Here is an 18,884-nt window from a genome sequence, read left to right as displayed (position 1 = left end):
GTTTCCGCAACCGCGACGGCCGCGCTCCGCGGGGATGGTGGATCCCGCGGAGCACGGCGTCGGTGCGTGCGCAGCCCGCGATCAGTCCTCGACCGGCGAGTTGCCCGTCGCCCGGTAGGGCAGGGTGGGGTTGCCGTCCTCGTCGAGCGTCGTGAGCAGCGTGCCGCGGATGCAGACCGCGGGTGTGAGCGCGTACGCCTTGCCGTTGCAGCGGAAGGTGAGATCGCCGCTGGCCGGCACCGGCAGGCTCCCCGCAGCCTTGATCTTCGCGATGACCGACTCGGGCGTGACGTCGCCCGTGATGCCGTCGAGCGCCGAATACAGTGCCATCATCGTCATGAAGATCGTCGGCCCCATCGAGTTGCTGAGGTCGATTTCCTTACCGTAGGTCGCGACGATCGCGTTCCACAGTTTGAGGTCCTTGTTGTCGTTGTCGCCGATCGCCAGCGGCGAGCCCATCGAGACGCCCTCCAGATAGCTCCCGATCGCCTTCCTCGAGCTGTCGGACACACACTGGTTCAGGACACTGATCGGACCGTCGAAGCTCATCGCGCGCAGCCCGTTGAAGGCCGCTATGCAGAACGCGTCGTTGCCGATGATGTGCACCTCGGTCGGCCCGCCGGAGGCGATCTCCGCCATCTGCGACGACATGTCGGCCGTGCCGACCGGCACCTTGACCACCTTCAGGTCGATGCCGGCGTCAGCGAAGACCTGCTTGCCAACGGCATCGTAGAAGGCCGTCGCCTGCGGGACGTCGATGACCACCGCGGTGACTTTCTTGATCTTGTTCGCCTTGGCGACACCGATGGCCACGTCAGCGAGCCCGGCGATCTGGCTGGCGAGGACGAACGTGGAGTCCTTGTCCAGGATCGCCTCGGCCTCGGTGGTCGCGTAGGTGAAGACCGGGATCTTGGCGTCGTGCAGCGGCTTCCACACCGGTGCCATGGTCGCGATCTCGCCGAACACCGCCAGCGTGATGTTCTCCCGCACGAACTGGTTGGCGCAGTCGGAGGCCTTGCTCGGATCGTTCTGGGTCTCGCAGGTCACCAGCTCGATCGGGTGTCCCCCGACGCCGTTGCGGTGCTGGTTGAGGTACTTGGTGACGGCCTCGGCGGCGTCGAGCTGGATGGTGTTGTCGAACGCCGGAGTCTGGCCGTCGCTGACCACACCGAACTTGATCGGAGTACCGGTCGCCACCTGGTCGGGGCCGAGCACCGACGCGTCGACCGGCGGCTTCGAGTCGTCCTTGTCGCTGCTGCCGCACCCGGCACCGACGAACGTGAGCGCCGCGACGGCGACCACCGCGACCATGCGCCGCACGCCCTGCGCCATGCCTAAACCGGCGGTACTGCTGGTCTGATCCATGTTTCTCCCTGCTGGGTCGACGGCCAGGGGGCCGCCCTGTGAACGTGTCCCGAAGGCCCCTGAAAGGTGCTCCTCGCGGCAGGAGGCCCGGTCTTCTCGGCCCGCCGCCAGAACGAGGCCGCACCTCGCCCGGCCCTGGCGCCATCCGTCCGTGGGCTGAGCCGGAAACGCGGTGCTTCATGACCGCCTGCGGTTCGCGCCGGACGTCCAGCAGCACGGAGTCTAGAGGATAATATCTACATCTTTCCAGCACCGAGCACCGCGCCGTCGGACCCTGCCCCCCGCACTCTGCGTCTTCCGGTCGATGGGGCGCCGGTTCAGCGGGTTACCTCCGCGGGCAGCAGCCGCCGGGCGACCTTTCCGGTCAGCAACCGCGGCAACTCTGCCAAAAACACCACCGAACGCGGGGCCTTGTAACGAGCGATCCGATCCCGGACGAACTCGATGAGCTCCGCCTCGAGCACGGCCGGGTCAGCCGGCGGACTCACCGGCTCCACCACAGCACGCACCGACTCCCCCATCTCCGCGTCCGGCACACCGATCACGACGACGTCCGCGACAGCCGGATGCAGGATCAGCACGTCCTCGATCTCACGCGGATAGATGTTCACCCCACCCGAGATAATCATGTTCGACGCCCGGTCGGTCAGATAGAGATACCCCTCCTCATCGACCCATCCGATCTCCCCGAACGTACCCCAGCCCTTCTCGTTGAACGCCCCCGCCGTCTTCTCCGGATCACCGTGATAGGCGAAACCGTTCGGCGACTCGAAATACACCCTGCCCTCGGAGCGCGGCGGCAGTTCGTTGCCGTCCTCCCCGACAATGTGCACCGGACCGAGCATCGACTTCCCGACTGATCCCGGGTGGGCAAGCCATTCCTCCGGCCCGATCACGCAGAACCCGATGCCCTCGCTGCCGGAGTAGTACTCATGGACCACCGGCCCCAGCCAGTCCAGAACAGCCCGCTTCACCTCCGGCGGGCACGGCGCCGCCGCATGCACAAGAGTCCGCAGACTGGACAGGTCGAACCCGGCCCGCTCCACCTCGGACAGCTTCAACAACCGAACCATATGCGTCGGCACCACCTGTGCCAACGTCACCCGATGACGTTCGATCAGCCCGAGGAACTCACCCGCGTCAAAGCGCTCCACCGCCACGACCGTCCCACCGATCCGATGAATCGCCGTCGCCCACCCCAACGGCGCCGCATGATAAAACGGCGCCGGACTGAGATACACAGTCGACTCATCACCGCCGAAAAGGAACCGGACCATCGCGGTAAAACCAGTCGGCTCACCCAGGGAACCACCGACCACCGCCGGCGCGATCCCCTTCGGCCGGCCGGTCGTACCCGACGAATAGAACATCCAGTTACCCTCGCACTCGTCACCGATCGGCGACGACGGATGAGCCGCGACGGTCTCCTCATACGAGGCGAACCCATCGATATGCCCACCCACAGCAAGCCGCACCGTCAACGCCGGCGCGTTGATACCGGCCACGATGTCCGCCCGCGGCGCCGAGGCGACCAGAGCCGTCGCACCACAGTCCACCACGATGTACTCGGCCTCGGCAGCCGACAGATGCCAGTTGATCGGAGTCACCAGCAACCCGGAACGCAGCCCCGCCCACACAACCTCGAAATACTCCGACCGGTTCTCCATCAACACAGCCAGATGACTACCCGTCGCCAGACCCAAAGATCTCAGCGCGTGCGCCAACCGGTTCGACCGCGCCTCGAGCTCGGCATACGAAACGACCTGATCACCAATGATCACCGCCGCGCGGTCAGGCGCCGTCTCCGCGAACAGTTTCGGATGCTCCATGACCTGCGTACCCCCTCGCGTTCCTGTACCGCCTCCCGGAACCCTAGAGCAATAGATGTAGATGTATCAACCGACCCTTCCGTGGCGACCTTCGACGCGGCCGGTAGTCGCGTGCGGCCGCCGCGAAGTCGTCGACCGGGGTCATGTTCTCGCTCACTGGCTGGCCGAGAACCTGCCCGGCGATGGCGGACCCGTGGCACCGGCCCGCCATCGCCCTCAGCTCTCCGCTGCGCCGGGGGCCGGGGCCGGGGTGCCGCACCCTGCGCCGAGGCTCCTACGCGGACCCGGGTCTCCTCCACGGAGTTGGCACCAAGCCCCCCGCCAACCAGGTGGCGGGTCCGTGATGGATCCCGCCACCCAGGTCAGCGGATTTTCCCGAGAAGGGGTACAGACGACGGGCTAAAGGCCCAGGAGATCTCCGACCTGCTCCCAGACATAGCCGTGGCCCGGCATCGCGATGAACGGGATGACCTCGGCGTAGGCCTGCCCGGTCACAGCCTGGCCGTTGACCGTCCCGGACACGGTCGTGGTGCCCTCCCAGTACGATCCCACCGTGACGATGTCGCTGTAGACCTCCTGGTCAGGGAACTGCGACGTCACAGTCAGCGTGCCGCCCGGAACAGTGACATTCCAGTTCTGGGGATACACGATTCCGGTGTGTGGACTGGTCCAGCTGCCGAGCGCCGTCTCGCTGAGCTGGCTCGCCGGCAGGTTCACGGTGCTGCCGTCGGGCTTGACGAGCGTCCCGACCGTCTGGACGTAGTTGTGGTTCTCGTCGCGGATGAAGTAGAGCATGTACTGGGTGTTGTTGGACAGCTGGATACTGAACCACTCCCAGCCACCCTTGCCGGGGTTCCAGTTGCCCCACTGGTGGTCCATCCAGGCCTTTCCGGTGACGTTCACCAGCAGGCCGTGGTCGAAGAGCTTCCCGGAGACGTCGAGATTCGTCTGCGAGTAGTAGGCCGACTCACCGAACGGGCCGTAGGGGATCACGCCCGAGGGTCCCCCGTGCAGCGCGGCCGGCGTGCTCTGCTTCAGCGTCAGCCCGCTGTACACATAGCTGAGGTCGGGGAAGCCTCCCCAGATGTGATTGACGCCGTTCTTTCCGTCCATGTGCACGCCACCGACATCGAAGCTGAATCCGCCGCCGGCCGGGGTCTGATCATTCTGGATGCTGTAGATGTCCCGGTTCTGCTTGAAGGTACCCCTGGTCAGGTCCGTGACCGACATGTTCACGTTGTAGATGACCCCGGTCGGCGCGGTGTCGAGCCCGTCGTTACGGACGACCATTGTCTCGAAGCCGTACGAGTGGCTCTTGCCGAAGACGTCCTTGCCGGAGAGGTGGCCGGTGAAGTACCACCACTCCATCCCCGCATCCGGGTGGGCGGACTCGTCCGCCGGCAGCACCACCGGGGGCGTCGCCGCCGAGGCCACCGGCGCATGCACCGCGACCAGCGCGAGGCTGGCTGCTGCGCCTAACACGACCGATGCGAGTCTTCGGAACCGCGGCCGGACCCGGAAGCCCTTGGTCGACGTCATAACGTCGCTCCTTTCGTAAATTGCGGTCGCGCGACGAAGCAGGCGCTTCGCCGGCCGTCAGCGGCCTGTCCCATGCCGCCGAGGTCCATAGAATCGGCGACCCCTGCCCGAGCAGACGGAAACACCGAGGTGAGATACTTCTGGGAGACGCAGGGGGCCGCTTTCGCCGGCCAGGCAGGAATCCGATTCATCTCCGGTTGACAGCGGCGCTGTCCACAGGATTTCGGCAACTACCGCCGACCGGGGAAAGTACGCGTTCGAGAGGGTTACGTGACCCGCTTCGTCGCCGCCTCGTCGGTGGATTTCATGTCGTACATCGTCCCTGCGTCCAGAATACGGACGGGCGGAGGATCTCGAACAGGAAACCGCACTCGAGGCAACCGCGACGATCGCCTGGGCCTGTTGGTCGTGGGTGAACCGCGGGAGTCCGGACAGCCGCCGCCGACATACGACGATCATCCGACGAGTGAACCTAGCCGAAATATCCAGAAGTTTCAAGCCGATGTTCGAGCCGATCCGAGGCGGGCGTCGGTCCGCCGACAGCGTCTGTCAGCTGGCCGTCGCCTCGGGGGCGCCACGAAGCTGGTCGGCCAACCACACAGTGACCTTCGCGCGGGAGTGGAAGCCGAGCTTGCTGAGGACCTGGTGGACATGTGACTCCGCGGTCCGCGGAGCGATCATCAGCTCCATCGCGATCTCCCTGTTGGTCCGCCCCAGGGCCAACAGGCCGGCGACCTCCCGTTCGCGGCGGGTCAGCCCCGCGGCCGACAGTGGGCCCCTGTCGGCGATCCCGCTCGCGACACCAGGCGGGACGCCTTCCTCATGCTGGCCGCGGCCGCGAGAACAGGCCTCCTCCAGCGTCAGCTCGGCACCGCGAACCCGCGCGGCCTCGAACGGGCCATCACCGAGCAACCGGCGGGAGTCCGTCTCACAATCACGACGAAAGCGGAACAGGCCGGGGAAGGCCGCGGTGGACGTCCCCATCCGCGACCACAGTCGATCCGCCGCGCCGAGCAGGACGGCGGCGGTCACGTGCCGGCCGCGGCCTGCCTCGATCCAGGCGATGGTCTCCAGGCACAGCGCGAGGCTCAGCTGGTCCGAGCGGCTGGCCGAGAAGGACAGCGCGTCCCGGGCGCTCGACAGCGCGGCTTCCACGTCACCGGAGCGCCAGACCGCGAGCGCATAGGGCCAGGCCGTGTACAGACGCAGTGCCGGCTCGCGACGGGACCTGGCCAGCGCGCCACACTCCGCGTGGTAACGCCCGGCCTCCACGGGGGCGGGGCTGAGCGCCGCGGCCACGGTGAGCAGGGCGAGGGTCTCCAACTGGCGGTCGACGTCACCGACCTGGCGAAACCGCTCCAGTGCGAGTTCGAGGTGCTCGGTCGCCACCGGCTGCCCGGTGTAGAGCGCGTCCATTCCGTCCAGCTGGGTGATCAGAGCGGCGGCCGAGGCGTCATCGCTGCTGGCGGCCAGCTGTGCTCCCTGGCGCAGGATCGCCGCCGACGCGACGGCGTCGCCCTGTAAGGTCGCCAGCCAGCCTGCGGCATGCACGGTCTGGAGGCGATCCAGCACGGTTCCGTCGTCGGCGCGCAGGAACCGCGCGAGCCAGGTCCGGCCCTCGTCGAACCGCCCGTCGGCCACCCAGTAGTGCTGCAGCGACCGCGCCATGGTGCGCCCCTGCGCGTGGTCGTGCGCCTCGGCGCTGTAGGCCATCGCCCGCTGGAGGTTGGCGTGGTCACGGCGCAGGCGGTGCAGCCACTGCCGCCGGTCGGTGCCGAGCAGCCCGCCCTCCGCCCGCGTCGCGAGATCGAGGAACCAGTCGCGGTGAGCCCGGCGCATCGCGGTTTCCTCGCCGCTTTCCCGCAGCTTCTCGTAGCCGTACTGGCGCAGCATCTCCAGGAGCCGGAAACGCGCGTTCCCGGAGCCCGGCTCGGGCATCAGGATGGACTTGTCCACCAGCGACAGGATCAGGTCGACCACCGGCTCAGGCAGCCCCGGGCCCTGGCAGATCCCCTCCACGGCATCGAGTTCGAAGCCGCCGGCGAACACCGACAGCCGCGCCCACAGGCGCTGTTCGGCACTGGTGCAGAGGTCGAAGCTCCAGTCGATGCAGCCCCGCAGGGTGCGCCGCCGCTCCGGCATCCGGCGACCGTCGTGCCGCAGGACCTCGCTGCCTTCGTGGAGCAGCCGCAGGATCTCGGCTGGCGACAGCGCCCGCAGCCTGACGGCCGCCAGCTCGATCGCGAGCGGGATCCCGTCGACCAGACGGCAGATGTCCCCGATCGCGTCGCGGTCGTCCTGGGTGAGATCGATGCCTGACCACACCGCGCGAGCCCGCTCCAGGAAGAGCGTGGCGGCGTCGCCGCCGGACTCACCGCGATCCTCGAGGCTGGGCCGCTCAGGCATTGAGAACGGCGTGACCAGGTACGTGCACTCGCCCTCGACACGCAGCGATTCTCGGCTCGTCACGAGAACACGCAGCCGCGGGCACGCCCGCAGCAGCCTGTCGACCAGGTCTGCGCAGGCGTCCGCCAGGTGCTCGCAGTTGTCGAGAACGAGCAGCAACCGCCTCTCGTTCAGGTGCCGCGACAGCGTGCTCAGAACGGTCCGATCCGCCGGCGCCGAGCAGCCGAGCGTCGCCGCGAGCTGATACGCGAGCAGGTCTGGGTCACGCAGCTGCGCCAGTTCGACGAACCACACCCCGTCGGGAAACTCACCGCGGACCTCCGCCGCGGTACGCAGGGCCAGCCGCGTCTTGCCCACACCGCCCACGCCCACGAGCGTCACCAGCCGAAACCGCCCGAGCCGCTGCCGTAGGTCGGCGCGCTCCTGCCGCCGGCCGACGAAGCTGGTCACTTCCGTGGGCAGGTCGGCACCGGGCAGCTGCGGTGACCCGGGCACGGACGCGGTCATGACCAACCTTTTCTGGGCGCGGAACCGGACGTCAAGTCAGACATCTCCGTAGTCCGTCTACGTAGTTCCACTGTGGACGGGCCCGGGAAAACCGCCGATTCTTTCCCCGTGGTCGGGTCCGACATCTCGGCCGCTCCGCACGTTCGGGGTGTGTGTCCCGCGCTACCCCGTCCGACCCCAGGCACCGGGCCCCGGTGCTCCGACGCGTCGCGTACCGAGTCGCGTACCGAGTCACGTACCGAAAGGAGGCTGGACCACGCTGAGGCCGCACCATCCGGGTCCACCTGCGACCCCTCCGCGTGAAGTGCATGCGGTGCAGCGTGCGCCCACTCGGGATCATGCTGGCGGAAGTACGGCATCGCCGGCCTGTCAGGACAGCCGGCCCGGGTTCGCGGGCAGGCCGCGCACCGACGACGGCCGGATCCCGCGATAGGCCTCGACCACCGGAGCGACCTCGTCCGGCGAGACTCCATGCAGGATCACGCCGGTGGCCCCCAGCTCGAACTGGCGGGCCACGGCCGCAGCGCACTGCTCGGCGGTCCCCGTCGCGCTCGCCGCCAGCCATTCCGCCGGAATCAGCGTGGCGAGATGCTCCAGCTGCCGCTCGTCGGCCTTCGCGTCGAACGCACCCTGGAACCCCTGGACGAACTCGTCGGCCCGGAACCGGGCGAGCACCGCCGGGTCCCAGTCGTTGACCCGCACCAGGATGTCGCCGTAGCCCAGCAGGTAGGTGGCCAGCCGCCCGACGGTGCGCCGCAGCATCTGGTCCGGTGGGATGTGATCACCGATGACGGCCAGCACCGACCAGATCCGGACGCTGTCCGGGTCCCGGCCCGCCGCCTTCGCACCACGGCGCACCGCCTCCACGGACTCCGTCAGCGCGACGTCCGAGAAGAAGGTGTGCAGGACGACGCCGTCCAGGCAGCGCCCGGCGAGCTCGAGGCTGCGCGGGCCGAGCGCGGCGAGCATGAGCGGGATGTCCTCGTCGAAGTCCGGGTCCTGCTGCAGGTACGGGTACTTCCCCGTCGGGCCGTCGTGGCCGAGGATCATCTCCCCTCGCCACAGCCGGCGCATGAGCCCGGCGAAGTCCTCGATCTGGGCGCTGGTCACCGGGCTGAGCCCGACCGCGGACCAGAACCGGTCGAAGCCCCGCCCCAGCCCGAGAGCGAACCTCCCTCCGGTGAGGCGGTGCATGGTCGTCGCGAAGGTCGCGGTGACCAGCGGATGGCGGGTGTGGTGGTTGGTCGCCGCCGTCGCGATCCCGAGCGTCTCGGTGAGGGCGCCGGCCGCGCCCGACAGCACCGCCGCGTCCTTCGTCGAGAACCGCTCGGAGACGAACGTGGCACCAAGACCCAGCCGCTCGCCGGCCAGGACCTCCATGACCAGGTCACGAGGCGTGCCGGAATGCCCGGGCAGGGTGTAGAAGCCAAGTTCCGTGAGCTGGTCGGTCGTCATGGGCGGTCTCCCTCACGGCGGCCCGGCTCGTGCCGAAGCCAGCAAGCCGGAGAGCCTCAATACATCTAGATGTCTTCACGTCCCCTGGGGTATAACCCGAAGAGGGCACCGCGGGCAAGACCCGCGCCCCTCCGGCCGGTGAGCGCGGTCGGAGCAGGAGGGGCGCTCCCGACCTCCCGCGACCTCCCGCCCGCGACCGACGGATCCACGTCGGCCGGTCCACGACGCATCTCGCGGCATCTCGCACGTGTGAGCGCCGCCAGATCCGCCCGACTGCGATCGGAGGAGCAGCGCGGGCGGCGAAGTGATGATTTCATTTTTCGAAAGCGCCACTTTCCCCTACGCACCCAGGATGTCCAGGATGACCACCAGCAAGGATCTCGGCTTTCCGGTCTTCGACGCGGATCACCACCTGTACGAGACGGAGGACGCCTTCACCCGGCACCTACCGGCGCGACACAAGGACCTGTTCCGCTTCGTCGAGCTCGGCGGCCGCAAGAAGCTGGTCGTGCGCAACACCCTCACCGAGTTCATTCCCAACCCGACCTTCGAGGTCGTCGCCGCGCCCGGCGCCCACATGGCGTTCTATTCGGGCAACAACCCCGAGGGCAGGTCCCTGCGGGAGCTCAGCGGCAAGCCCATCCGGCCGCTCCCCGCGTTCCGCGAACCGGCGGCGCGCCTCGCCCTGCTCGATGAGCAGGGCGTCGCGGCCTGCCTGCTGTTCCCGACGTTGGCCAGCCTCATCGAGGAACGGCTGCGCGACGACCCGGCGCTCACCCAGATCGCGATCCGGGCCTTCAACGACTGGCTGTACGACGACTGGACGTACAGCTACGCCGACCGGATCATCACCACCCCGATCATCTCCCCCTGCGACGTCGAGGGTGGCATCGCCGAACTCGAACGTGTCCTGGAACGCGGCGCCCGCGCGATCCTGGTCCGTCCGGCACCGGTCGCCGGCCTGCGCGGCCTGCGCTCCCCGTTCCTGCCGGAGTTCGACCCCTTCTGGGCCCGTGTCCAGGAAGCCGGCGTGCTGGTCGCCCTGCACGCCTCCGACAGCGGCTACCAGGACTACCTCAACACCTGGGAAGGCAACACCGGCGAGTACGTCGCCTTCAAGCCGAAGACCTTCGCCTACGTCGCCGACGGCGGCCGTACCATCCAGGACACCCTCGCCTCCGCCATCTGCCATGGCATGCTCGACCGCTTCCCCGGCGTTCGCCTCATCAGCGTCGAGAACGGCGGAAGCTGGGTGGGCCTGCTGGCCAGGAACCTCGAGCTCGCCTGGAAGAAGATGCCCCGGGAGTTCCCCACGCACCCCATCGAGGTCCTGCGGCGCAACATCTGGATCAATCCGTTCTGGGAGGACTCCCTCGACGGCCTCATCAGCCTCATGGGTGCCGACCGGGTCTGCTTCGGCTCCGACTACCCCCACCCCGAAGGCCTCGCCGAACCCCTGTCGTTCGCAGACGAGCTCGGCGACCGGACCCCGGCCGAGATCGAGAAGATCATGTCCACCAACATGTTCGACCTGCTCGGGCTCGGACGTCCGGCACCCGCCACCGTCCAGGCCACCAGTCACACGCCATCCGCCGCGTCGCCGGCAACGTTCGCGGGGTAGCGGGCTTCCGTTCCGGCCCAGCTCCGCCCACCGGTCAGCGTGCGTCCCGACGGGAGCGCCCGCTGACCGTGGTGTGCGGCGAACCGGTGTGCGGCGAACCGGTGTGCGGCGAACCGGTGTGCGGCGAACCGGTGTGCGGCGAACCGGCTGGCACGCTGGTGCCGGCCCGGTCGCCACACCGCCCAGGCACTGCGGTCAGGTGCTTTGGTCAGATACCGCGGTCGAGCCGTCGAGCTGGTTGGTCCTCATGGGATCTCCCCCGCGGCAGCCCGGCTCGTGGCGGATCAGGCGGACGCCTTCTTCGCGATGTCGGCCGCGTGCACGCCGATCTGACGCTCGAACCGGCCCTGGTCGAAGCTCCGCTCGGACACGTCATGGCCTGCGGCCAGCGCACGCAGCGCACCCACCGTGCTCTGCGCCCGCGGCTGGTGAGCGAAGGGGTCGAACGAGTACCAGCGGCACGCGTTCTCGAAAGTGATCTTGTTGATCTCGTCGTCGGGGACGCCCGCGGTGACCCGCTCCAGTTCCTCTGCCGCCGACGGCCAGGACGAGTCCGAATGCGGGTAGTCACACTCCCACGAGATGTTGTCGATGCCGATGTCATGCCGCAGCCTGACCCCGACCGGATCCGCGATGAAACAGGTCAGGAAGCGCTCCCGGAACACCTCGCTCGGCATCTTCCCGCCGAAGTCCTGACCCGTCCACAGATGATGCATGTCATAGGTGCGGTCAACACGGTCCAGGAAATACGGAATCCAGCCCGTGCCACCCTCCGACAACGCGATCCGCACATCCGGGAACTCCTTGATGACCCGCGACCACAGCAGGTCCGCCGCCGCCTGGCAGATGTTCATCGGCTGCAGCGTGATCATGACGTCGACCGGGGCGTCCGGCGCCGTCACCGAAAGCTTCCCGGACGAGCCCAGGTGGATCGACAGCACCGTGCCCGTCTCCGACACCGCCCGCCACAGCGGATCCCAGTAGGTGTTGTGAAAACTCGGGTAGCCCAACGTCGCCGGGTTCTCCGTGAACGTCAGCGAGTGGCAGCCCTTCGCCGCCACCCTCCGCACCTCCTCGGCACACAGCTCCGCATCCCACAGGATCGGCAACGCCATCGGGATGAACCGGTTTGGATACGCACCGCACCATTCGTCGATGTGCCAGTCGTTGTACGCCCGCAGCACCGCCAACGCCAGATCCTTGTCCGCCGCCGCGGCAAAAAGCCGGCCGCTGAACCCCGGGAACGACGGGAAGCACATCGAACCCAGCACACCACCGGCGTTCATGTCCTTGACCCGCTCGTGCACGTCGTAACAACCAGGCCGCATCTCCTCGAACGCGGTCGGCTCGATGCCGTACTCCGCCTTCGGCCGCCCCGCCACCGCGTTCAGCCCGATGTTCGGGATCACCGAGCCGTTGAACGTCCACACATCACTGCCCTCAGGTGTACGCACGACCTTCGGCGCCAGGTCCGCGAACCTCGCCGGCAAACGCCCCTCGAACACGTCCGGAGGCTCGACGAGGTGGTCGTCGACGCTCACCAGGATCATGTCGTCTGCCTTCACAGCACCCTCCCCAAGCTCGACGAGCGCGCCGCAAAGGCCGCGCACGGCCCCGCACCCGCGATCGAAATGACGCGTAACGCGAGCAGCCTAGGCCGCACGACCGTAAAATGTCTAGAGCTATTGCACCTGGCCAGGGTCGCGCCGGTTCCCGGCACCGGCTCCGCCCCACTGCGCAGGTGCGGGCCCGGCCCGGGTAGCGGACGAGTATCCGACACAGGTGAGGCGCGCCCGCTACCGCGACCGGCGTGGGTTTCAGGGCCGGCGGGGCCGCTGTTCGCCGCGCCCCTGGCTTTCGTCGACGTCCATGTTGATTTCCTCGTGGCGGAGCTGCTCCTCGATCTGCCGCTCCTCGGTTACCCGCTCGGTGGTCAGCCGCACACGTTCGACAGGCACGGTCTCCTTCTGGATCACGGGCCGCTCCGCGTGCAGCGTCACCTCCTGATCCTGTTCGGTCAGCTCGGGCCTGGTGCGTATCGCGGCCCGGTCGGCATCGGTGATGGTCTCGCGTTCGAGCCGCACCTCCTCGTGGCTGAACGGAACGGACTTGCGGACATTCTCGGTCACCACGTATTTGTGCAGCCGGGCCCGGCCGGTCTCGACGGTCTCGGTGCTGATCCGGAGGCGTTCCTCCGAACGGGTCATCTCGCCTTCGGCACCACGGACCGGTACGCCGCGTTCCCGCTCGTCCGGCGCTGCGCCCCGGGCCGAGCCGGCCCGCTGGTCCGTCGCCGACGCGCCCTGCCGGGAGGCCCGCTGGTCCGTCGCCGACGCGCCCTGCCGGGAGGCCCTCTGCTCCTTCTCCATGGCGCGCTGCCCGGCCGATCGCTCGCCTGCCTCCATGGTCCGCTGGCTGGCCGCCCGCTCGTCCGCCTCCAGGGTGGTTCGCTGGTCGGCCCGCTCACCGGTCCCGAGGGTCCCTCCCGTGGCGCCCGCCGCCGTACCGGCAGCTGAACCGGCCGCGGAACCCCGGACTGTCCTGCCGGTGCCGAAGCCGTAGTAGGCGTTGATCTCCTCCTGCTTGCGTGGCGAGATGTCCTCGCCGGAATCGATCCTCGGCGCGTCCTTCACCTGCTCCCTGGTCAGTGGCACGGCGAGCTTGTCCCCCTGGACGGAGGCCTTGTCCAGCGGCACGACCGTCGTCTTCGTCCCGAACAGCCCGGTGTGCACGGCGGCGTAGGCGGGGCGCTCGGTGTTGGAGGGCTCGACGTAGAGAGTCGAGATCGTCCCGATCTTCTCCCCGTCGCGGCCGACGACGGTACGGCCCGGCCAGCGGTCGAATTCGGTGAGCGCAGGCATGCGATCCCCTTCTCCTGATTAGTCCGGTCACTGATGTTCGTTTTCCCGCAGGGGCGCGTCTAATACGCGCGGCGGCAAGATAGTCGGCCGCGGGACAACAGCACGCGAAACGGATTTTCGGGCGTCAGGTGCACCAAAACTATTAATCGCCGACTCGCCGCTCGGGGCCGCGAGCCTGCCGCCGCCCGGGGTCGGCCCGCCGCCGGTCAGGGTCGGCCGGCCGCCAATCGATGTTGACAGTAGCCTCACCGCTAGTTTGAATCACTGTTCAAACTTCGACCGCGAAATGCGGCCATGTCAGGAGGTGTCCGAGTGAGCGACTCGAGCCCGGTGTACTGGGATCCGTTCGACCGTGAGATCGCGCGCGACCCGTACCCGGTCTACCGGCGGCTGCGGGCCGAGGCCCCGCTCTGGTACAACGACCGCCACGACTTCTGGGTCCTCAGCCGCTGGGACGACGTCAACGGCGGGCTGGTCGACTGGGCCACCTACTCCTCCGCCAAAGGGCCGATCCTCGAGGTCATCAAGGCCGACATCGAGATCCCGCCGGGCACGTTACTCATGGAGGACCCGCCCATCCACGACATCTACCGGCGGCTGCTCGCGCGGGTGTTCACGCCGCGCCGAGTGCTCGCGCTGGAGCCCGAGATCCGGGAGTACTGCGTCCGCTGCCTCGACCGGCTCGACGGAGCCGACCGGTTCGACCTGATGACCGAGTTCGCCAACGAGGTGCCCATGCGGGTCATCGGCATGCTGCTCGGCATCCCCGAATCCGACCAGCTGACCGTCCGCGAGCGCGCCGACGCCAAGCTGCGCACCGAGCCCGGCCATCAGATGAAGGTGTCGGCCGGCGCGCTCATGGACACCGACATCTTCGCCGACTACATCGACTGGCGGGCCGAGCATCCCTCCGACGACCTGATGACAGAGCTCCTGCGCGCCGAGTTCGTCGACGAGAAGGGCGTCACCCGTACGCTCACCCGCGAGGAGATCCTGACCTACGTCACCGTCCTGGCCGGGGCCGGGAACGAGACCACCGCCCGCCTGATCGGCTGGCTGGTCGCCCTGCTCGACCGCCACCCCGCCCACCGCGCCGACCTCGTCGCGAACCGGGACCTGATCCCGAACACCATCGAGGAGACGCTGCGCTTCGAGCCCACCGGGCACGCCATCGCCCGCTATGTCACACGGGACGTCGAGCTGCACGGCCAGACCGTCCCGGCGGGCAGCGCGATGATGCTGCTCGTCGCCTCCGCCAACCGCGACGAGCGGCGGTGGAGCGACGGCGAAAGCTACGACATCCGCCGCCGGATCGACCAGCACATCACCTTCGGGCTCGGTACCCACTACTGCCTGGGCGCCGCCCTGGCGAGGCTCGAGGGCCGCATCGCCCTCGACGAGCTCCTCAACCGGTTCCCGGCATGGGACGTCGACTGGGACAACACCGCGTTGTCCTCCACCTCGACCATGCGCGGCTGGGAATCCCTCCCTCTCGCGGTCAGCCGCTAGGCCGTCAGAGCATCGGCAGGGGCATGGCCGAGGAAGCCTGGTCCTGGTCGGTCCCGAGGAGGAAGCGGCGGGTCTCCGGCGACATCGGGGCCTCGAGGTGCCCGGTGAAGCCGTCGATCAGGGTGCTGACGAACAGGCCGAACGGACTGACCTGCTCGCCTGCCACGATCGCCCGCTCGCGCCGCGCGGCGGCATGCACGCTGAGCTCCTGCACCTCGCGGATGCGCATCGTGCGCACCGGCTCATCGAGATGGGCCAGCAGCCGGCGCATGTCTTCGAGGAAATCCTGCTGCGACCGCTGGATCTCCGCCGAATGGGCGAGCGCGCCCGACTCCTCACTGCGCTGTAGCTGCTCGACGAAGGACACGTAGAAGTTGTCGGGCGACTCGGCCAGTTCGAGCACCGGCAGCAGTTGCGCCTCGAAACGTGCCCGCAGGTCGTCCCGGTCGCTACGGGCGAGCAGCAGCGCCCGCCGCTGCACCAGCTGGGGCAGCCGGTGGGCGAAGATCGCTTCGATCAGCTGGCTCTTCGAGCCGAAGTGGTAGTGCACCGCCGAGTTGTTGGCCGAGCCGGCCTGTGCGGCGATCTGCCGCAGGGACACCCCGTCGATACCGTGCTCGGCGAACAGCCGCTCCGCGGTCAGCAGGAGCCGCAGCGCCATCGCACCCGGCGGGGTGCCCGGCACATGGCTCGACGGGGTGCCCTGCGGCTGGCTCATGACCGGCCCGCTCGCCAGCGTCGAGCAGCGTCGTGCAGCACCTCACCCTTGGCGAAACCGTAGTAGGCACTGAAGTGCAGAATGATCTCCTGCATCTCCTCGTAGCTCACATCGCCCGACTCTAGTGCCGAACCGACGTGCGAGAAGATCGGCCCGACCGCGTCCGACGCCCCCACGCAGGGGATCGTGACAAGTCGTCGTTCACGGCGGCTCAGGCCCGGTCGGCGCCACACATGGCCGAAGACGAAGTTGAGGATGCCGGCGTAGAAATACGGCGAGTCGGACGGTGGCGCCGGAATGACGTTGACGGTCCGGAACTCCTCCTGCCCGCCGCGGATCCGTTCCGCACGGTCCTCGGGCCCGAGGTCCTCGACGGTCAGGGTCGCCGAGGCCGGTGCCTCCTGCCCACGCTCCTCGTGCAGCCGCTGCCACTGCGCACGGACGGTCTGTTCCAGGAACGAGGCCTTCGGCCAGCCGCAGTAGACGGCGAAGTGCAGTGTCACCTCGTTCAGCTGCTCGATGGTCAGATCGCCGCTGCGTAACGCCGCGTAGACGTTGTCGGCGATCGGCGTCGCCGCGTCGGCCGCGGCGACGCAGGCCAGTGACACCAGGCGCCGGTCGCGGATGCCCAGTTCCGGCCGGCTCCAGATCTCCCCGAACAGGAACCGGCGGGACGCGGCTTCGAAGGGCGTCTCCACCGCCGGCGGCTCGACGGTCATCACCAGGCGGTAGAGATCATCGGCGGGCAGACTCACAGTCATGATCTTTCCTTTCGTGCAGTGGGTGGAACGGTTGGCGGGGTGCCGCTCGCGGCGTCTGATGACTGCTGCGCGATACGGGTCCGCAGGTAGGCGTCCAGGTCGGCGGCCCGGGCGACCAGCTCGTCGGAGATCTCGGGCACGGTGAGGACGAGGAACCGCCCCTGCGCCACGGCTTCGGCCACCAGCTCGCCCACGGTCTCCGCCGAGACGAGGGGGTGGTCGGGCGCGCGCGGCGACGCGGCCATCTCGCCGTAGACGGCGATCTGTTCCACGATGTTCGTGATCACACCCGAGGGGCAGAGGCAGGTGACCCCGACACCGCGGGGGCCCAGGTACAGCGCGAGCGCTTCGGACAGCCCGACGATCGCGTGCTTGCTCGCCACGTAGGGCAGCCGGTCGAAGCCGTAGGCGAGCAGCCCCGAGGCGGACGACGTGTTCACCACGTGCCCCGAGCCCTGGGCGAGCAGCAGCGGGAGGAAGACCCGGTTACTGCGCGCCACGCTCATCAGGTTCACGTCGAGGACACGTTGCCAGGCCTCGTCGGGCAGCGACTCGGGCGCGCCGAGGGCCAGCACGCCGACGTTGTTCATCACGACGTCGACCCGGCCGAACCGTTCGAGGCAGGCGGTACGCAGCGCCGTGAGGTCGGCCTCGCTCGTGGCGTCGACGCGCAGGCCGATCGCCTCGCCGCCGGCGGCGGCGATCTCCGTCGCGACGGCGTGGGCCCGGGCCGCGTCGAGGTCGCTCACGACGACCCGGGCCCCGCGGCGCGCGAACGCGAGCGCGCTGGCCCGTCCGATGCCGCTGCCCCCGCCGGTGACGACCACGGCGGCTCCGGTCAGTTTCAGGGGATGTGTCATCCGATGCAGGCCTCCCTCACTTAAAGCAGACAGCTTAGAAGATAAGGTAGTTGCCTTCGCGCGGGCAGGCGCACGCCATGACGGAGACGAGGAAGGTCCGAATAGTTTAGATACATGGCCGCACGGCATCCACGGCGGACGCCCGCCCATCCAGCGCGTCGATGGGCCAGCCCAGCCAGCATCTGGAGCTGTCGTGCCGCACACGCCGCTGGTACCGTGACTTCCGCACGCGAACAGGCGCGGCTTTCCACCGTCGGGGCGGGCTGCAGGCTAGCGGCACAGACCCTCGAAATATATAGTTCTTTTAGCCGCTACCATCGTGAGGCCTGCCCATGGACTTCCAGTTACGAGACCCCCTCGAGACCGCCAGCCGCCTGCGCACCTGGCTCACCGACGTCCGCGGGCTGACCGACGTCGAGGTCGGGGAACCGACCATCCCGGCCGGGACCGGGGCATCCAACGAGACAGTCCTGTTCGACGCCAGCTGGGCCGGCCCCGCCGGGCCGGAACGGCATCGCCTGGTCGCGCGCATCGCGCCGACGAGCTACGTGGTGTTCCCCGACGACACGTTCGCGCTGCAGTTCCACGTGATGCGCGCGCTCGCCGAGGCCTCCAGCGTGCCGATGGCCCGCATGCACTGGTTCGAACCGGACATCTCCTGGTTCGGCGCCCCTTTTTGGATCATGGAAAGGGTCGCGGGCCTGATCCCCAGCGACACCCCGCCCTACGCGTCCGCCGGGTGGCTGGCCGAGGCGTCTCCCGAGCAGCAGCGACAGGCCTGGGTGAGCGGGGTCCGCGCGCTGGCGGGCGTCCACACCACCGCATTCGCCGATCTCAACCTCCCCGCGGGCCTGCTGGTGCCCGCGGACGATCCGGTTGGCGCGGAAATCGACCGCTACGAACGGTTCCTGGCCTGGGCCGAGGAGGGCAAGCCCTTCGAGCTGGCCCGGGACGCACTCGCCTGGCTCAAGCGCAACAAGCCATCCACGCCCGTCGGCGCCCCGGCGCTGTGTTGGGGCGACGCCCGGCTCAGCAACCTCATCTTCCAGGACTTCGAGGTCGCCGCGGTGCTCGACTGGGAGATGGCGAGCGTCGGCGATCCCCTCCTGGACCTGGGCTGGTGGATCTTCGCCGACGAGACCCTCACCACCGGCCCCGGTGTCAACCGGCTGCCAGGCTTTCCCTCCCGCGACGAGACGGCCGCGCTCTGGCAGTCGATCACCGGGCGCCCCACCGACAACCTCGACTACTTCGAGGTGTTCGCCGGGCTACGGTTCACCGTCATCATGGTCCGGATCGGGAAGCTGGTCGTCGACATGGGCTTCATGCCCGACACCTTCCCCTACGACAACATGGTCAGCCAGGCGCTCCGCCGAGTGCTCTCCCAGGTCTGACCACGGCCCAGCGCGACTGCGCAGGGGGAATACGCGGGCCGAACACTCCCGACAAGGAA

The 18,884-nt window shown here is 68.5% G+C and carries 13 protein-coding genes; 3 read left to right on the top strand and 10 right to left on the bottom strand.

The features are described 5' to 3' along the window. Positions 1–81: 81 nt before the first annotated feature. From FREUN1FDRAFT_RS07760 to FREUN1FDRAFT_RS07740, 5 genes are all read right to left on the bottom strand, one after another. A complete protein-coding gene (locus FREUN1FDRAFT_RS07760) occupies positions 82–1,365 on the bottom strand; it encodes an ABC transporter substrate-binding protein (RefSeq protein ID WP_006539439.1) in 1,284 nt (427 codons plus the stop codon). 317 nt (positions 1,366–1,682) lie between these two features. Then, entirely contained in the window at positions 1,683–3,194 is a 1,512-nt protein-coding gene (locus tag FREUN1FDRAFT_RS07755; RefSeq protein WP_006539438.1) for an acyl-CoA synthetase, read from the bottom strand. Between the two features lie 399 nt (positions 3,195–3,593). Next, positions 3,594–4,733: a lipocalin family protein gene (locus FREUN1FDRAFT_RS07750; RefSeq protein ID WP_006539437.1), complete on the bottom strand. Its 1,140-nt coding sequence runs from the start codon at positions 4,731–4,733 to the stop codon at positions 3,594–3,596. Positions 4,734–5,282: 549 nt separating this feature from the next. Then, complete coding sequence (locus FREUN1FDRAFT_RS07745; RefSeq protein WP_006539436.1) at positions 5,283–7,646, bottom strand: LuxR C-terminal-related transcriptional regulator; 2,364 nt, start codon at positions 7,644–7,646, stop codon at positions 5,283–5,285. Between the two features lie 369 nt (positions 7,647–8,015). After that, positions 8,016–9,101 (bottom strand): TIGR03857 family LLM class F420-dependent oxidoreductase, encoded by a 1,086-nt coding sequence (locus FREUN1FDRAFT_RS07740; protein ID WP_006539435.1) that lies wholly within the window; start codon positions 9,099–9,101, stop codon positions 8,016–8,018. Positions 9,102–9,462: 361 nt separating this feature from the next. Here FREUN1FDRAFT_RS07740 and FREUN1FDRAFT_RS07735 point away from each other — a divergent pair, with 361 nt between their 5' ends. Further along, positions 9,463–10,722: an amidohydrolase family protein gene (locus FREUN1FDRAFT_RS07735; protein ID WP_006539434.1), complete on the top strand. Its 1,260-nt coding sequence runs from the start codon at positions 9,463–9,465 to the stop codon at positions 10,720–10,722. A 284-nt stretch (positions 10,723–11,006) separates the two neighbouring features. Here FREUN1FDRAFT_RS07735 and FREUN1FDRAFT_RS07725 read toward each other — a convergent pair whose 3' ends face one another. Continuing rightward, positions 11,007–12,287 (bottom strand): amidohydrolase family protein, encoded by a 1,281-nt coding sequence (locus tag FREUN1FDRAFT_RS07725; protein WP_006539433.1) that lies wholly within the window; start codon positions 12,285–12,287, stop codon positions 11,007–11,009. A 252-nt stretch (positions 12,288–12,539) separates the two neighbouring features. Next, positions 12,540–13,583 (bottom strand): DUF2382 domain-containing protein, encoded by a 1,044-nt coding sequence (locus FREUN1FDRAFT_RS07720; protein WP_006539432.1) that lies wholly within the window; start codon positions 13,581–13,583, stop codon positions 12,540–12,542. A 312-nt stretch (positions 13,584–13,895) separates the two neighbouring features. On the opposite strand from FREUN1FDRAFT_RS07720, the gene FREUN1FDRAFT_RS07715 reads away from it, so the two are divergent. After that, on the top strand, positions 13,896–15,092 hold the full coding sequence (locus FREUN1FDRAFT_RS07715) for a cytochrome P450 (protein WP_006539431.1): 1,197 nt from the start codon (positions 13,896–13,898) through the stop codon (positions 15,090–15,092). Between the two features lie 4 nt (positions 15,093–15,096). Here FREUN1FDRAFT_RS07715 and FREUN1FDRAFT_RS07710 read toward each other — a convergent pair whose 3' ends face one another. The 3 genes from FREUN1FDRAFT_RS07710 to FREUN1FDRAFT_RS07700 are packed head-to-tail and all read right to left on the bottom strand — an operon-like array spanning position 15,097 to position 17,431. Further along, complete coding sequence (locus FREUN1FDRAFT_RS07710) at positions 15,097–15,810, bottom strand: TetR/AcrR family transcriptional regulator (protein ID WP_006539430.1); 714 nt, start codon at positions 15,808–15,810, stop codon at positions 15,097–15,099. Further along, positions 15,807–16,571 carry a carboxymuconolactone decarboxylase family protein gene (locus FREUN1FDRAFT_RS07705; protein ID WP_006539429.1) on the bottom strand — a complete coding sequence of 255 codons (765 nt, stop codon included), beginning with the start codon at positions 16,569–16,571 and terminating at the stop codon, positions 15,807–15,809. The genes FREUN1FDRAFT_RS07710 and FREUN1FDRAFT_RS07705 overlap by 4 nt, the downstream gene beginning before the upstream one ends. Next, on the bottom strand, positions 16,568–17,431 hold the full coding sequence (locus FREUN1FDRAFT_RS07700) for an SDR family oxidoreductase (RefSeq protein ID WP_006539428.1): 864 nt from the start codon (positions 17,429–17,431) through the stop codon (positions 16,568–16,570). Before FREUN1FDRAFT_RS07700 ends, FREUN1FDRAFT_RS07705 begins: the two co-directional genes overlap by 4 nt. A gap of 332 nt (positions 17,432–17,763) precedes the next feature. Here FREUN1FDRAFT_RS07700 and FREUN1FDRAFT_RS07695 point away from each other — a divergent pair, with 332 nt between their 5' ends. Continuing rightward, positions 17,764–18,825: a phosphotransferase family protein gene (locus FREUN1FDRAFT_RS07695; protein ID WP_006539427.1), complete on the top strand. Its 1,062-nt coding sequence runs from the start codon at positions 17,764–17,766 to the stop codon at positions 18,823–18,825. Positions 18,826–18,884 lie beyond the last annotated feature (59 nt).

The organism is Parafrankia sp. EUN1f, assembly GCF_000177675.1.
Lineage (GTDB): Bacteria > Actinomycetota > Actinomycetes > Frankiales > Frankiaceae > Parafrankia.
Note: the sequence above shows the minus strand (reverse complement) of the source record. Positions and strands in the feature narration are given on the sequence as shown.

Bases quoted from the DNA above. Each gene is read 5' to 3' on its own strand.
- FREUN1FDRAFT_RS07695 (WP_006539427.1), top strand. From the start codon at position 17,764: ATGGACTTCCAGTTACGAGACCCCCTCGAGACCGCCAGCCGCCTGCGC.
- FREUN1FDRAFT_RS07750 (WP_006539437.1), bottom strand. From the start codon at position 4,733: ATGACGTCGACCAAGGGCTTCCGGGTCCGGCCGCGGTTCCGAAGACTC.
- FREUN1FDRAFT_RS07700 (WP_006539428.1), bottom strand. From the start codon at position 17,431: ATGACACATCCCCTGAAACTGACCGGAGCCGCCGTGGTCGTCACCGGC.
- FREUN1FDRAFT_RS07705 (WP_006539429.1), bottom strand. From the start codon at position 16,571: ATGACTGTGAGTCTGCCCGCCGATGATCTCTACCGCCTGGTGATGACC.
- FREUN1FDRAFT_RS07720 (WP_006539432.1), bottom strand. From the start codon at position 13,583: ATGCCTGCGCTCACCGAATTCGACCGCTGGCCGGGCCGTACCGTCGTC.
- FREUN1FDRAFT_RS07710 (WP_006539430.1), bottom strand. From the start codon at position 15,810: ATGAGCCAGCCGCAGGGCACCCCGTCGAGCCATGTGCCGGGCACCCCG.
- FREUN1FDRAFT_RS07735 (WP_006539434.1), top strand. From the start codon at position 9,463: ATGACCACCAGCAAGGATCTCGGCTTTCCGGTCTTCGACGCGGATCAC.
- FREUN1FDRAFT_RS07755 (WP_006539438.1), bottom strand. From the start codon at position 3,194: ATGGAGCATCCGAAACTGTTCGCGGAGACGGCGCCTGACCGCGCGGCG.
- FREUN1FDRAFT_RS07760 (WP_006539439.1), bottom strand. From the start codon at position 1,365: ATGGATCAGACCAGCAGTACCGCCGGTTTAGGCATGGCGCAGGGCGTG.
- FREUN1FDRAFT_RS07740 (WP_006539435.1), bottom strand. From the start codon at position 9,101: ATGACGACCGACCAGCTCACGGAACTTGGCTTCTACACCCTGCCCGGG.
- FREUN1FDRAFT_RS07745 (WP_006539436.1), bottom strand. From the start codon at position 7,646: ATGACCGCGTCCGTGCCCGGGTCACCGCAGCTGCCCGGTGCCGACCTG.